Here is a 13508-nt window from a genome sequence, read left to right as displayed (position 1 = left end):
CGTTTCGTGCCCAAAAAATCAGCGATTGCGAATCCGTGCGTTTTTAGTTATAGATCATAACAGTTATTCAACATCGCCGCCTGCCGGGCGTGCCGAAACCGGGGAGCCAACCATGACCCAGCCGATGCTCAAGGTCGAACTTCAGGGCGATATCGCCGTGCTCACCATGAACCGCCCGGGCAAGCGCAACGCCATGTGCGATCAGCTTCTGGAGGAGATCGACGGGTTTTTCTCCAAGCCGCCGGAGGGGGCCAAGGTGGCGGTTCTGACCGGGACAGAGGGGCATTATTGCTCGGGGCTGGACCTGAGCGAGCACGTGGCGCGCGATGCCGAGGGCACCATGCGCCATTCGCGGGGCTGGCATGCGGTCATGGACCGCATCCAGTACGGCGGCTTGCCGGTGGTCTCCGCGTTGGAGGGCGCGGTGATCGGTGGCGGGCTGGAACTGGCGACCGCGACCCATGTGCGGATTGCCGAGCCGTCGGCGATCTTCCAACTGCCCGAGGGGCGGCGCGGCATCTATGTCGGTGGCGGTGCGAGCGTGCGGGTGGGCCGCATCCTGGGTGCCGACCGGATGATCGAGATGATGCTGACCGGGCGCAAGTACAACGCCGAGGAGGGCGTTGCGCTGGGCCTTGCGCATTATGCCGTGGGGACGGGTGAGGCGCTGCCCAGGGCGATGGAGCTGGCGCGCAAGATCGCCGACAACGCGCCGCTGTCCAACTACATCATGATCCAGGCGCTGAGCCGGATCGAGGACATGGACAAGCCCGGCGGCCTTTTTACCGAAAGCCTGTGCGCCGCGCTGACCCAGACCAGCCCGGACGCGGTCGAGGGGCTGGCGGCCTTTCTCGAGAAACGCGTGCCCAGCTTCGGGCAGGGGCGGTGAGCCGCCCCGCCGCGACCCCCCGGGGGGAAGCCGGGGGCGCGCGGGTCTCGGACGCGACCCTGCGCGAGTTCATCGGCTATCACATGAAGCGCGCCTTCAACGGGGTGCAGGCCGACCTGAACCAGACGCTGAAGCCGCTGGGCCTGCGCATGGTGACCTATTCGGCGCTGGTGCTGATCGTGGACAATCCCGGCCTGCGCCAGTCGCAACTGGCCGAGGCGCTGGATGTCGAGCGGGCGAACCTGGTGGTGATCATCGACGAGCTGGAGGGGCGCGAGCTGATCACCCGCGACCGGGTGCCGACGGACCGTCGGGCCTATGCGCTGAACCCGACGCTGGCGGGGCGGCGCCTGTATGACCGGGCCTTGGAGGCGGTGCGCGGTCACGAGGCGCGCATTCTGAACGGGATGGACGAGGAGGCCAAACAGGCCGTGATCGCGGCGATGTCCGTGATCCGGCGGGGGTTCGAGGGAGGATGAGACATGCAACGCACAACACGGTTCCGGCCGCACAAGGTCCTGCGCGAGGTCCGCGACGACGGCACGATCCTGCTGCGCTCGGCCTATGGGCTGAGCCCGGTGGCCGAACGCACCGGCGACTGGCTGCACCGATGGGCGGCTGAAGCGCCCGAACGGGTGTTCCTGGCGGAGCGCAGCGGCGCCGGCTGGCGCGCGCTGAGCTATGCCGAGATGCTGGAGCAGGTGCGCGCGGTGGCCGCCGCCCTGATGGCACGCGGGCTGGGGCCGGAAACGCCGATCATGGTGCTGTCGGGCAACGGGGTGGATCACGGCATCCTGGCGCTGGCCGGGCAATACGTCGGCATCCCGGTGGTGCCGGTGGCCGAGCAGTATTCGCTGATCCCCGGCGCCCATGGGCGGTTGCGCCACGCGATGGAGCTGATCGAGCCGCGCCTGGTCTATACCGTCGAAGCCGATCACTATGCCGAGGCGCTGGCGCTGGATGTCTTCGAGGGGGTCGAGGTGGTCTCGTCCCGTCCAAGCAACTGCGGGGCGGTGCCATTTTCCGATCTGCTGAAGGGCGACGCCGGCACGGATGTGGAAGCCGGTTTTGCCGCCGTCACGCCGGACTCGGTGGTCAAGATCCTGATGACATCCGGCTCTACCTCGAACCCCAAGGGGGTGATGACCACCCATCGGATGATGTGCGCCAACCAGGCGATGATCGCGGATTCGCTGCCCTTCCTGCGCGACCGGCCGCCGGTGATCGTCGACTGGCTGCCGTGGAACCACGTGTTCGGCGGCTCGCATAATTTCAACATGATGCTGGCCAACGGTGGCAGTCTTTACATCGACGACGGCAAGCCGGTGCCGGGGATGTTCGACCGCACCGTCGAGAACCTGTCGCTGGTGCCCGGCACGGCGATCTTCAACGTGCCGGTCGGTTACGCGATGATGCTCGAGGCGGCGCGCAGGGACGAAAAGCTGCGCCAGACCCTGTTTTCCGACCTCGACATGCTTTTTTACGCCGGCGCCTCGCTGCCGCAGGACGTCTGGACCGGCTTCGAGGAGATGGCGATGCAGGTCCGGGGCGCGGTGCCGCTGATGACCTCGTCTTGGGGGCTGACCGAAACCGCGCCGGCCACCATGATCCAGCAGGAGCCGACCACGCGCTCGGGCGTGGTGGGGGTGCCGATGACCGGGGTGACGATCAAGCTGATCCCCGATCAGGACGGCCGCTGCGAGGTGCGCGCCAAGGGACCGAACATCATGCCGGGCTATTTCCGCGATCCGGAACGGACGGCGCAGGCCTTTGACGAGGAGGGGTTCTTCATCACCGGCGACGCGATGTGTTTCGTCGACCCCGAGGACGTCAACAAGGGGATGCGGTTCGACGGGCGGATCTCCGAGGATTTCAAGCTGACCACCGGGACATGGGTGCGCGCCGGGCAGCTCCGGCTCGACATGTTGTCCTGCCTCGCGCCGCTGGCCGCCGACCTGGTGATCACCGGGGCCGATCGCGACGAGATCGGGGTGATGATTTTTCCCAACCTGGCCGAGCTTGCGGCCGAAGGCTACGGCACGCAGGCCCGGGATGGCGCGCTGTCGGACCCGCAGCTCTTGTCGGATATCCACCGACGGCTGGCCGAGCGCGCCCGCGAGGTCTCGGGCAGTTCGGCCCGCGTCGCCCGCGCCATTGTGCTCTCCGAGCCGCCCTCGATGGGCGAGGGCGAGATGACCGCCAAGGGCAACCTGAACTTTCGCAAGGTGCTGACCCGTCGCGCCGACCTGCTGGCGCGGCTTTATGCCGGAACGGACCCCTGCGTGACGCGGATCTGACTCCGGCCCCATACCGATCGGAGCGCCGCTCCCCTGCACGTCAACGAACAAGGACCAGACCCATGGTTGATCTTACGAAAATCCGCGCCATCGACATCCATACCCATGCCGAGGAACCCTGTGGTTGCCACGCCGACGACGGTTACGACGACCTGCAGGCGACCATGGCCGGGTATTTCGGTGCGCCCTGGAGCCACCCGCCGACGATTGCCCAGACCGCCGCGCATTACCGCGAACAGAACATCGCGGCGGTGATCTTTCCGGTCGATGCCGAGCGCGAGACCGGCTATCGCCGCTATTCCAACGATGAGGTCGCCGAACAGGTGGCCGAGCACAGCGACGTGTTGATCCAGTTCGCGAGCATAGACCCGTGGAAGGGCAAGATGGGCGTGCGCGAGGCGCGCCGGCTGATCCGCGAGTACAAGATCAAGGGGTTCAAGTTCCACCCGACCATGCAGGGGTTCTGGCCCAACGACCGCATGGCCTATCCGCTCTACGAGGCGCTGGCGGAGGAGGGCTGCATCGCGCTGTTCCACACTGGGCAGACCGGGGTCGGCTCGGGCATGCCGGGCGGCAACGGGATGCGGCTGAAATACTCCAACCCGATGGTGATCGACGACGTGGCGGTGGATTTCCCGGACCTGAAGATCATCCTCGCCCACCCCTCGTTTCCCTGGCAGGAAGAGGCGCTGTCGGTGGCGCAGCACAAGCCCAACGTCTACATTGACCTCTCGGGCTGGTCGCCGAAGTACTTCCCGCCGATCCTTGTGAAATACTGCAACTCGATCCTCAGGAAAAAGGTGCTGTTCGGCTCGGACTGGCCGATGATCACGCCGGAGCGATGGCTGGCGGATTTCGAGAAGATCGCCATCAAGGACGAGCTGCGCGAGGCCATCACCAAGACCAACGCGGCGCGGTTGCTGGGGCTGATGTGATCCGGGCGGGGGCGCGGGGGCGGCCCCTCGCGCTGTCCGGAGTGTTTCGGACCCGAAAAGGAACGGAATGACCTGAGGCTCAGAGGCCCGCGAACGGGTCGTCCGGGTAGCCGACCCGCGCGAGGTAAAGGCCCTGCGGCGGGCAGACCGGGCCGCAGGCGGCGCGGTTTCGGGCCTCGAGCGCGCGGCGCACGTCCTCGGGGCTCCAGGCGCCGGCGCCGACCCGCTCCAACGTACCGACGAAGCTGCGCACCTGGTTGTGCAGGAAGGACCGCGCGCGCACGTGAAAGCGGATCTCCGGGCCGGAAAATCCCTCGACCTGTTCCACCCGCAACTCGTCCAGCGTCTTGACCGGGCTGGCGGCCTGGCAGATCGAGCTGCGGAAGGTGGTGAAATCATGATTGCCCAGAAGCATGTCGGCGCCGGCCTGCATCGCGCCCGCGTCCAGACGGTGCGCGATCTGCCAGACCTGGCCCTTGTCATGGGTGGCCGGTGCCCGGCGCATCAGCAGGCGAAACAGGTACTGCCGCTCCCGCGCCGAGAACCGCGCGTGCCAGTCGTCCGCCACCCGAGCGGCGGCAACGATGGCCACCGGCGCGGGTTTCAGGTGATGGTTCAGCGCCCCCGACAGGCGGAACGGATCCCAGTCCTTTTGCAGATCGCAATGGGCGACCTGTCCCAGCGCGTGCACGCCGGCATCGGTGCGCCCGGCGGCGGCGATGGTATGCGGTCCCGGCTCCAGCCGCGCCAGCGCCGCCTCGATCGCGCCCTGCACCGACGGCTGGTCCTTCTGCCTTTGCCAGCCGGCAAAGGGGGCGCCCTGGTATTCGACTTTCAATGCGTATCGCGGCATGGTCGGGCTGGTAACGCGGGCGCGGGGCCGGGGCAAGTCCCGCTTGGCGCCGGCGGGCGGCATGCCTATCTTGGGGCGAGGCAAAGGCAGGAGACCGGATTGGTCATCGCAACACTGGCAGACGGGATCGCGCGCGGGGTCGAAACCGTGGGCGACCGGATTTCCGAGACCCTGTTCGAGCCGGTGATCCGGCTGGGCGTGACCGGGCTGGCGCGGTCGGGCAAGACGGTGTTCATCACCTCGCTGGTGGCCAACCTGCTGGACCGGGGGCGGATGCCCGGCCTGCTGGCGCAGCAGGAGGGGCGGATCGAGGCGGCCTTTCTGCAACCGCAGCCGGACCTGACCCTGCCGCGCTTTGACTACGAGGTCCACCTGGCCGCGCTCTCCGCGCCGGAGCCGCATTGGCCCGACAGCACCCGGATGATCTCGGAACTGCGGTTGTCGCTGCGGGTGCGCCCGTCGGGGTTGCTGGCCGGGTTGCAGGGGCCGCGCACGGTGCATCTGGATATCGTCGATTACCCCGGCGAGTGGCTGTTGGACCTCGGGCTGCTGGACAAGAGCTATCGCGAGTGGGCGCAGGACACGCTGGAACGTCTGGACCGCCGCGATGACGCGCAGGAGTTCATGGCGCTGGCCCGCTCTGCCGATCCCGAGGCGCCGCATGACGAGGCGCTGGCGCAGGACCTGGCGCGGCGCTTTACCAGCTATCTCGCGGGGGCGCGCGGCAAGGGGTCCTATGACTGCATCCCGCCGGGGCGGTTCCTGCTGCCCGGCGACCTGGCCGGCTCGCCGGTGCTGACCTTTGCGCCGGTTCCGGTGGCGGGGGCATCGCGACGCGGGTCGCTGCACCGCCAGATGGAGCGGCGCTTCGAGGCCTACAAGGCCAAGGTGGTCAAGCCGTTCTTCAACGATCACTTTGCCCGGATCGACCGGCAGGTGGTGCTGGTCGATGCGCTGGGGGCGATCCATCGCGGGCCGCGCGCGGTCGATGACCTGGCGCGGTCGATGGGCGATATCCTGTCGTCGTTCCGGCCCGGGCGAAATGCCTTTCTCAGCCAGCTCTGGCATGGGCGGCGGGTTGACCGCATCCTGTTCGCGGCGACCAAGGCGGACCATCTGCATCACAGCCAGCACGCGCGGCTGACCGCGATCATGGCGGCGCTGACGCGCGGGGCACGGGACCGGGCGCAGTTCGCCGGGGCCGAGACCGAGGCGATGGCCATCGCCTCGCTGCGCGCCACGACGGAGGAGACGCGCCGCCACGAGGGGCGCGAGTTGGCCTGCGTGCGGGGGCGGCTGCTGGAGGACGGGCGGCAGGCGGCGTTCTATCCCGGGGAACTGCCCGAGGATCCCGCGCGCCTGCTGGGGCCGGCGCGTGAAGGGGCCGATGCCTGGCTGGATGCGGAGTTCGGCGCGATGCGGTTCGCGCCGGCGCGGCTGACGCTGGCGCCGGGCGACGGGCCGCCGCACATCCGGCTGGACCGGGCCGCGCAGTTCCTGTTCGGAGACCGGTTGTGAGCCTGCATCTGCGCCCCGCCCGGGTGCTGGATGCCGGGGCGATGGGCGATATTCTGTACGGTTTCCAGGCCGAATTGTACGGTGGCCCGACACTGTGGTCGGGGGCCGAGACCATTGCCGATTGCGGCGCGATGATCGAACGCGGCTGGGTCACGGTGGCCGAGATGGCCGGCGGTCGGGTCGCCGGGTTTCTGGCCTGCGACGGGATGGAGGTCTGCGCGCTTTACGTCACGGCTGAGGCCCGCAACGCCGGGGTGGGCCAAAGCCTGCTCGAGGTCGCCAAGCAGGGGTGCGACCGGCTGCGGCTCAAGGTGCTGGAGCAGAACGCCGGGGCGCGGCGGTTCTATCGGCGCAACGGGTTCATTGAGGTCGGGCGCAGCGATGGCGCCGACAATGACGAGGGGCTGCCGGATATCACGATGGAATGGCGAAGGGAGGGCGCACGATGACCAAGGGCCCGGTGCTGATCGACCTGGAAGAGAGCGGCGAGCCGGCCCCGGACGTGGCCCGCGCCGCGCCGGTGCCCGATGCGATGGAACCGCCCGTCGAAGGGCGGGCGATGGCGAGGGCGGCGCGGCTGGCATCCCGTGGCCCGTCGCGGCTGGCGCGCTGGGCCTGGGGGCTGGCCGGGGCGCTGCTGGGGGCGGTGATCTCGCTGGCGGCCTGGGATTTCGTCATGGGGCTTTTGGCGCGCGCGCCGCTGCTGGGCTGGGCGATGACGGCGCTGATCGCGGCTTTCCTCCTGGTGATGGCGCTGCTGAGCTTTCGCGAACTGGCGGCGATCGGGCGGTTGAAGCGGATCGACGGACTGCGCCGGGCCGCGGGTTCGGCGCTGGCAGAGGAGGATCTGAGTGCCGCGCGCGCCGTCGCCGGGCGGATGATCGCATTTTACGCCGGGCGCGAAGAGACCCGCTGGGGCCGGGCGCGGCTGGAGGGGCAGGTGGAGGAGCAGTTCGACGCCGGTGCCGTTCTGGCGCTGGTCGAGGACGAGGTTCTGGCCCCGCTCGACCAGGCGGCCAGCCGCGAGGTCGAGGCGGCGGCGCGGCAGGTGGCGGCGGTGACCGCGCTGGTGCCGCTGGCGCTGGCCGACGTGGCCGCCGCGCTGGTCGCCAACCTGCGGATGATCCGGCGGGTGGCCGAGATCTATGGCGGGCGCTCGGGCGTGCTGGGAAGCTGGCGGCTGACGCGGGCGGTCTTTGCCCACCTGGTGGCCACCGGCGCGGTGGCTGTGGGCGACGACCTGCTGGAGCCGGTTCTGGGCGGGTCGATCCTGACCAAGCTGTCGCGGCGGTTCGGCGAGGGGCTGGTCAACGGTGCGCTCAGCGCTCGGGTCGGCGTCGCGGCGATGGAGGTCTGCCGGCCGCTGCCGTTCTCGAAACGCCACCGTCCCTCGATCCGCGGCATGATCAAGCGGGCCCTGACCGGGCTGCTGCCGGGCAGCGGGCGGTCTTGATCTGGCGCAAGGGAGGGGGCGACCGGGTCGGCTAGCCTGACATCCGGGGACAGCGAGGGAGCCGCCATGCCGGAGCACGGCCACAGCCAGGAAGAGATCGCCGCGCGGGTCGGCGCGCCGCAGGGGCGCGGTTATCTGCGCGACGTGGTCTATGGCGCCATCGACGGATCGGTGACCACATTCGCTATCGTGGCCGGGGTGGCGGGCGCCGGGCTGTCGCCCTTTGTCATCGTGGCGCTGGGGCTGGCCAACGTGCTGGCCGACGGGTTTTCGATGGCGGCGGGCAATTATTCGGGCACCAAGGCCGAGCTGGACGACATGCACCGCCTGCGCCAGGTCGAGGAGCGCCACATCGACCGCTATCCGCAGGGCGAGCGGCAGGAGGTGCGCGAGATCCTGTCGCGCAAGGGGCTGTCGGGCCATGTGCTGGAGGAGGCGACCGAGGAGATCTGCAGCGACCGCGAGAACTGGATCCAGCTGATGCTGGAGGGCGAATACGGGCTGGCCGGGGTGGACCCGCACCCGATGAAGGCCGCCATCGCCACCTTTGCCGCCTTTCTCGTTGCCGGGATGGTGCCCTTGATGCCCTTCGTACTGGGGGTGGAGGGGGCCTTTGCCCTGTCGAGCTGGATGACCGCCGGGGTGTTCTTTGCCATCGGCGCGCTGAAAAGCCGCTGGTCGCTGGCGCCCTGGTGGCGGTCGGGTCTGGAGACGCTGGCGATCGGCGGGGTGGCGGCCGGTCTGGCCTATGCTGTGGGGTCGCTGTTCACCCTGTGAGAGGGTCTTCCTGTCGTCCCGGACCTGACCCGGGATCTGCTCGGGTTGTCGGGAGGCCCCTGATCAAGTCCGGGAGGACAGGTAAGGGGTAAATCGGGAGGCCCCGGGCGTGCCCGGGGGGACAGGGCGGGCGCATGGTGGGGCGCGTGCACTTTACCCCGCGCGCAGCCAGGCCTATAAGGCGGGCCATGACCCATACGCGCGTCATCTTCATTCGAATTACCGCCCCGGCGCTCTGACCCAAGGAGACGCCGGGCAAAGGTGTTGAGCCCTCGCACCGACCCAACCGACCGTTCCCACACGATTTTCCGAAGGACGCCGCAAATGTGCGCCGACACCCCCACCGATACGCCCGAGTACAAAGACACCCTGAACCTGCCCAAGACCGATTTCCCGATGCGCGCAGGCCTTCCCAAGCGCGAGCCCGAGTGGCTGGCGCGCTGGGAGCGGATCGGCATCTACGACCGGTTGCGCGAGAAGGCGGAGGGCCGCAAGCCGTTCACCCTGCATGACGGCCCGCCCTATGCCAACGGCCACCTGCACATCGGTCACGCGCTGAACAAGACGATCAAGGACATGATCGTGCGCAGCCACCAGATGATGGGGCATGAGAGCCGCTATATCCCCGGCTGGGATTGCCACGGGCTGCCGATCGAGTGGAAGATCGAGGAACAGTACCGCGCCAAGGGGCTGGACAAGGACGAGGTGCCGGTCAACGATTTCCGGCAGGAGTGCCGCAAGTTCGCCGCCGAATGGGTCGACGTGCAGCGCGAGGAATTCAAGCGGCTGGGGATCACCGGCAACTGGGCCGATCCCTATCTGACGATGAACTTCCACGCCGAGCGGGTGATCGCTGAGGAATTCATGAAGTTCCTGATGACCGGCACGCTCTACCAGGGTTCCAAACCGGTGATGTGGTCGCCGATCGAGCAGACCGCGCTGGCCGAGGCCGAGGTGGAGTACCACGACAAGGAGAGCTTTACCGTCTGGGTGAAGTTCAAGGTGGCCGAGCCTGCCGGGGCCGACCTGGCCGGCGCCTACGTGGTGATCTGGACCACCACCCCCTGGACCATGCCCAGCAACAAGGCTGTGGTCTACGGCGAGGGTATCTCCTATGGCCTTTACGAGGTCACCGGCACGCCGGAGGAATGCTGGGTCAGCGTCGGCGACAAGTACATCCTCGCCGACAAGCTGGCCGGCGACGTGATGACCCGCGCCCGGCTGGAGCCGGAGATGTACACCCGCGTCCGCGACGTGACGGCGGAAGAGTTGAGCGGTCTGAGCCTGTCGCACCCGCTGGCCGGGGCCGAGGGATCGAACGGCGAATGGGATGACCTGCGCGATTTCCGCGCCGCCGATTTCGTCACCGAGGACGAGGGCACCGGCTTTGTCCATTGCGCGCCGAGCCACGGGATGGAGGAATACGAGCTTTATCGCGGGCTGGGGATGCTGGAGCAGGTCATCACCTACAACGTGACGGACGACGGCTCGTTCCGGGCCGATCTGCCGTTCTTCGGCGGCAAGCGCATCCTGCGTGAAAAGCCCAAGAAGGGCGATTGGGAGGGCGAGGCCAACGCTGCGGTGATCGCCAAGCTGACCGAGGTCGGCGGGCTGCTGGCGCGCGGCAAGATCAAGCACTCCTACCCGCATAGCTGGCGCTCCAAGGCGCCGGTGATCTATCGCAACACGCCGCAATGGTTCGTCGCCATCGACCGCGCCGTCGGCGACGGGCAGGATCAATACGGCGAGACCATCCGCACCCGGGCGCTGAGCTCGATCGACGAGCTGGTGAAATTCACCCCCAAGACCGGGCGCAACCGGCTGTATTCGATGATCGAGAGCCGGCCGGACTGGGTGCTGAGCCGCCAGCGCGCCTGGGGCGTGCCGCTGACCTGCTTTATCCGCAAGGGCGCGCTGCCGACCGACCCGGATTTCCTGCTGCGCGACGACAAGGTCAACGCCCGCATCGCCGAGGCCTTCGAGGCCGAGGGTGCCGATGCATGGTACGCCGAAGGGGCAAAGGAGCGGTTCCTGGGCGGCGATCACGATCCGGCAGAGTGGGACCAGGTGTTCGACGTTCTGGACGTGTGGTTCGATTCCGGCTCGACCCATGCCTTCGTGCTGCGCGACCGTGCCGACGGCACCGAGGACGGCATCGCGGATGTCTACATGGAGGGCACCGACCAGCACCGCGGCTGGTTCCATTCCTCGCTGTTGCAGGCCTGCGGCACCATCGGCCGGGCGCCCTATCGCAACGTGGTCACCCACGGGTTCACGCTGGACGAGAAGGGCATCAAGATGTCCAAATCGCTTGGCAACACCATCGTGCCCGAGGCGGTGGTCAAGCAGTACGGCGCCGATATCCTGCGGCTGTGGGTGGCGCAGACCGACTACACCGCCGACCAGCGGATCGGGCCGGAGATCCTGAAAGGGGTCGCCGACAGCTATCGCCGGTTGCGCAACACGCTGCGGTTCATGCTGGGCAGCCTGGGTGATTTCAGCGAAAGCGACCGGGTCGAGCCCGCCGAGATGCCCGAGCTGGAGCGCTGGGTGCTGCACCGGCTGGCGGAACTGGACGAGCAGGTGCGTGCCGGGTACGCGTCGTTCGATTTTCAGTCGGTGTTCCAGTCGGTGTTCACCTTTGCCACCGTGGAACTCAGCGCCTTTTACTTCGATATCCGCAAGGACGTTCTCTATTGCGACGGAGACACCCCGCGCCGCCGCGCCGCGCGGACGGTTCTGGACGCGTTGTTCCACCGGCTGACCACCTGGCTGGCGCCGATCCTGGTCTTTACCATGGAAGAGGTCTGGCTGGAGCGGTTCCCGGGCGACGACAGCTCGGTCCACCTGGTCGATTTCCCCGAGACGCCCGCCGCTTGGCGCGACGAGGCGCTGGCGGCGAAATGGGCCAGCATCCGGCAGGTGCGCCGGGCGGTCACCGCGGCGCTGGAGGTCCAGCGCCGCGAGAAGGTGATCGGCGCGAGCCTCGAGGCGGCGCCGGTGGTGCACGTGAACGACCCGGAGGTGCTGGCGGCGCTGCGCTCGGTCGATTTCGAGGACATCTGCATCACCTCTGATATCGTGCTGACCGGCGATCCGCGTCCGAACGAGGCCTTCCGCATGCCCGAGGTCGAGGGCGTCGGCGTGGTGTTCGAAAAGGCGGAAGGGCAGAAGTGCCAGCGCTGCTGGAAGATCCTGCCCGACGTCGGTCAGCACCCGCATCCGGGCGTCTGCGGACGCTGCAACACCGCGCTGGGCTGAGTGCCGGGCCAACGCCTGTCATCCCGGACCTGCTCCGGGTTCTGGTTGCTGCGATAGGGGACCCCGGCTCTGGCGGCCGGGGTGACAAGGGGATGAGCGCGGCGGGCTGTCGAAACGGCGTGGAATCGGCTAGGATCGACCCCATGTCGTACAAACCCGATGGTTATACCTCGCTTGCGCCCTACCTCGTGGTGCCCGATCCGCGCGCGGTGCTGGCGTTCTGTGCCGAGGTCTTTGGCGCCGAGGCGCTGCGCGTCGTGCAGGATGGGGATCGCATTATGCACGCGGAATGCCGCATCGGCGACACCGTGCTGATGATGGGCGGGGCCGAGGGCGGGTCGGGGGCGATGGTGCATGTCTACCTGCCCGATCCGGACGCCGCCTTTGCCAGGGCGCTGGCCCTGGGGGCCGAGGAAATCCAGCCGATGATGGAAAAGGGCGACGGTGACCGGCGCGGCGGGTTCCGCACGCCTTGCGGGACGCAATGGTATGTCGCGCGCCAGCTCTGAGGCCGGTTCGGCGCGCATGAGCGTCAACACGCCGGTCGGGGTGCTGAGCCTGACCGAGGAGGACGGCGCGATTACCCGCGTTGACTGGCAGGCGGGCGGGGTCGATGATACCCCGCTGCTGCGACAAGCCCGGGAACAGATCTTGGCTTATTTCGCCGGTGAACGCCGCGCCTTTGACCTGCCGCTGCGGGTCGAGGGATCGCAGGCGCAGCGCGCGGTCTGCGCCGCGATGCTGGAGATCCCCCATGGCGAGACCCGTACCTATGGCGAGATTGCCCGCGACCTGGGCCAGTCGGCGCAGGCGGTCGGGCGGGCCTGTGGCGGCAATCCGATCCCGGTGCTGATCCCCTGTCACCGGGTGATGGGGGCGGGGGGAAAGCTGACCGGGTATTCCGGACAGGGCGGCGTCGAGACCAAGATTGCGCTGCTGCGTCTTGAGGGCGCCGGCGGCTTTCTGATCTGAGCGGCGGTGCCTTCAAAAGCCGATTGCAATTGCTGCCGGGGCACACCACCTTACTGCAAATGTCGTGAGGAAGGACAAGACCGATGAGCAATTCGCAGGATCGCGCCGCGCTGAAAAAGGCCGTTACCGACAAGCTGTTGTCGCTGGAATCCGAGGAACTGGCGACCGCCCTGGCGCATTACGAGGCGCATATGGAGGGTTCGGTCCTTGACGACCGCGAGGGGCATGACCGCGACGAAATCTCGGCCTCGACCGAGGCGGTCGGCCTGGCCGCGGCCTTTCACCACCCGGTGATGACCCATCATGCCAAGGTTGACGTGATCGAGAACCTGGATTTCACCCCAACCGACACGGTGCGGCCCGGCGCGATCGTCACCTTTGACGGGCGAAAACTCATCGTCGCGGTGTCGACCGCGCGCTTCGATGTGGACGGCGTGACCTATATGGGGATCTCGCCCGAAAGCCCGATCTACAAGGCGATGGACGGGTTGAAGGCCGGCGACAGCTTTGCCTTCCAGGGGCGCGAGATCGAAATCGAGGACGTACTCTGATC

Annotated in this window: 13 protein-coding genes; 12 read left to right on the top strand and 1 reads right to left on the bottom strand. The window is 68.0% G+C overall.

Translation table 11 applies throughout. The features are described from left to right. Nucleotides 1–112 precede the first annotated feature (112 nt). The 4 genes from ABWV23_RS06265 to ABWV23_RS06250 all read left to right on the top strand — a co-directional run bounded on the left by ABWV23_RS06265 (nt 113) and on the right by ABWV23_RS06250 (nt 4121). A complete protein-coding gene (locus tag ABWV23_RS06265) occupies nt 113–889 on the top strand; it encodes a crotonase/enoyl-CoA hydratase family protein (protein ID WP_353346070.1) in 777 nt (258 codons plus the stop codon). Further along, on the top strand, nt 886–1368 hold the full coding sequence (locus ABWV23_RS06260) for a MarR family winged helix-turn-helix transcriptional regulator (RefSeq protein ID WP_353346068.1): 483 nt from the start codon (nt 886–888) through the stop codon (nt 1366–1368). Before ABWV23_RS06265 ends, ABWV23_RS06260 begins: the two co-directional genes overlap by 4 nt. Before the next feature lie 3 nt (nt 1369–1371). Continuing rightward, nucleotides 1372–3186, top strand: a complete 1815-nt coding sequence (locus tag ABWV23_RS06255) for a feruloyl-CoA synthase (RefSeq protein ID WP_353346066.1) — start codon at nt 1372–1374, stop codon at nt 3184–3186. Between the two features lie 62 nt (nt 3187–3248). Beyond that, nucleotides 3249–4121, top strand: a complete 873-nt coding sequence (locus ABWV23_RS06250) for an amidohydrolase family protein (RefSeq protein ID WP_353346064.1) — start codon at nt 3249–3251, stop codon at nt 4119–4121. A 79-nt stretch (nt 4122–4200) separates the two neighbouring features. On the opposite strand, the gene truA is transcribed toward ABWV23_RS06250, so the two are convergent. Continuing rightward, entirely contained in the window at nt 4201–4974 is a 774-nt protein-coding gene (gene truA, locus ABWV23_RS06245) for a tRNA pseudouridine(38-40) synthase TruA (protein WP_353346062.1), read from the bottom strand. Nucleotides 4975–5073: 99 nt separating this feature from the next. On the opposite strand from truA, the gene ABWV23_RS06240 reads away from it, so the two are divergent. The 8 genes from ABWV23_RS06240 to ABWV23_RS06205 all read left to right on the top strand — a co-directional run bounded on the left by ABWV23_RS06240 (nt 5074) and on the right by ABWV23_RS06205 (nt 13506). After that, on the top strand, nt 5074–6492 hold the full coding sequence (locus ABWV23_RS06240) for a YcjX family GTP-binding protein (RefSeq protein ID WP_353346060.1): 1419 nt from the start codon (nt 5074–5076) through the stop codon (nt 6490–6492). After that, nucleotides 6489–6941: a GNAT family N-acetyltransferase gene (locus tag ABWV23_RS06235; RefSeq protein ID WP_353346058.1), complete on the top strand. Its 453-nt coding sequence runs from the start codon at nt 6489–6491 to the stop codon at nt 6939–6941. Before ABWV23_RS06240 ends, ABWV23_RS06235 begins: the two co-directional genes overlap by 4 nt. Then, complete coding sequence (locus tag ABWV23_RS06230) at nt 6938–7945, top strand: YcjF family protein (protein ID WP_353346056.1); 1008 nt, start codon at nt 6938–6940, stop codon at nt 7943–7945. The genes ABWV23_RS06235 and ABWV23_RS06230 overlap by 4 nt, the downstream gene beginning before the upstream one ends. A gap of 66 nt (nt 7946–8011) precedes the next feature. After that, nucleotides 8012–8722: a VIT1/CCC1 transporter family protein gene (locus tag ABWV23_RS06225; RefSeq protein ID WP_353346054.1), complete on the top strand. Its 711-nt coding sequence runs from the start codon at nt 8012–8014 to the stop codon at nt 8720–8722. Nucleotides 8723–9046: 324 nt separating this feature from the next. After that, entirely contained in the window at nt 9047–11983 is a 2937-nt protein-coding gene (ileS, locus tag ABWV23_RS06220) for an isoleucine--tRNA ligase (RefSeq protein WP_353346052.1), read from the top strand. 143 nt (nt 11984–12126) lie between these two features. After that, on the top strand, nt 12127–12492 hold the full coding sequence (locus tag ABWV23_RS06215) for a VOC family protein (RefSeq protein ID WP_353346050.1): 366 nt from the start codon (nt 12127–12129) through the stop codon (nt 12490–12492). Then, a complete protein-coding gene (locus tag ABWV23_RS06210) occupies nt 12473–12955 on the top strand; it encodes a methylated-DNA--[protein]-cysteine S-methyltransferase (protein ID WP_353346048.1) in 483 nt (160 codons plus the stop codon). Before ABWV23_RS06215 ends, ABWV23_RS06210 begins: the two co-directional genes overlap by 20 nt. An 83-nt stretch (nt 12956–13038) precedes the next feature. Beyond that, on the top strand, nt 13039–13506 hold the full coding sequence (locus tag ABWV23_RS06205; protein WP_353346046.1) for a hypothetical protein: 468 nt from the start codon (nt 13039–13041) through the stop codon (nt 13504–13506). Nucleotides 13507–13508 lie beyond the last annotated feature (2 nt).

Source organism: Aquicoccus sp. SU-CL01552 (assembly GCF_040365005.1).
Taxonomy (GTDB): Bacteria; Pseudomonadota; Alphaproteobacteria; order Rhodobacterales; family Rhodobacteraceae; genus Antarcticimicrobium.
This window is presented reverse-complemented; position numbering and strand designations above follow the sequence as displayed.

Excerpts from the sequence above, each read along its gene's own strand:
- ABWV23_RS06265 (WP_353346070.1), top strand. The coding sequence starts at position 113 with ATGACCCAGCCGATGCTCAAGGTCGAACTTCAGGGCGATATCGCCGTG.
- ABWV23_RS06255 (WP_353346066.1), top strand. The coding sequence starts at position 1,372 with ATGCAACGCACAACACGGTTCCGGCCGCACAAGGTCCTGCGCGAGGTC.
- ABWV23_RS06250 (WP_353346064.1), top strand. The coding sequence starts at position 3,249 with ATGGTTGATCTTACGAAAATCCGCGCCATCGACATCCATACCCATGCC.
- truA (WP_353346062.1), bottom strand. The coding sequence starts at position 4,974 with ATGCCGCGATACGCATTGAAAGTCGAATACCAGGGCGCCCCCTTTGCC.
- ABWV23_RS06230 (WP_353346056.1), top strand. The coding sequence starts at position 6,938 with ATGACCAAGGGCCCGGTGCTGATCGACCTGGAAGAGAGCGGCGAGCCG.
- ABWV23_RS06225 (WP_353346054.1), top strand. The coding sequence starts at position 8,012 with ATGCCGGAGCACGGCCACAGCCAGGAAGAGATCGCCGCGCGGGTCGGC.
- ileS (WP_353346052.1), top strand. The coding sequence starts at position 9,047 with ATGTGCGCCGACACCCCCACCGATACGCCCGAGTACAAAGACACCCTG.
- ABWV23_RS06215 (WP_353346050.1), top strand. The coding sequence starts at position 12,127 with ATGTCGTACAAACCCGATGGTTATACCTCGCTTGCGCCCTACCTCGTG.
- ABWV23_RS06210 (WP_353346048.1), top strand. The coding sequence starts at position 12,473 with ATGTCGCGCGCCAGCTCTGAGGCCGGTTCGGCGCGCATGAGCGTCAAC.
- ABWV23_RS06205 (WP_353346046.1), top strand. The coding sequence starts at position 13,039 with ATGAGCAATTCGCAGGATCGCGCCGCGCTGAAAAAGGCCGTTACCGAC.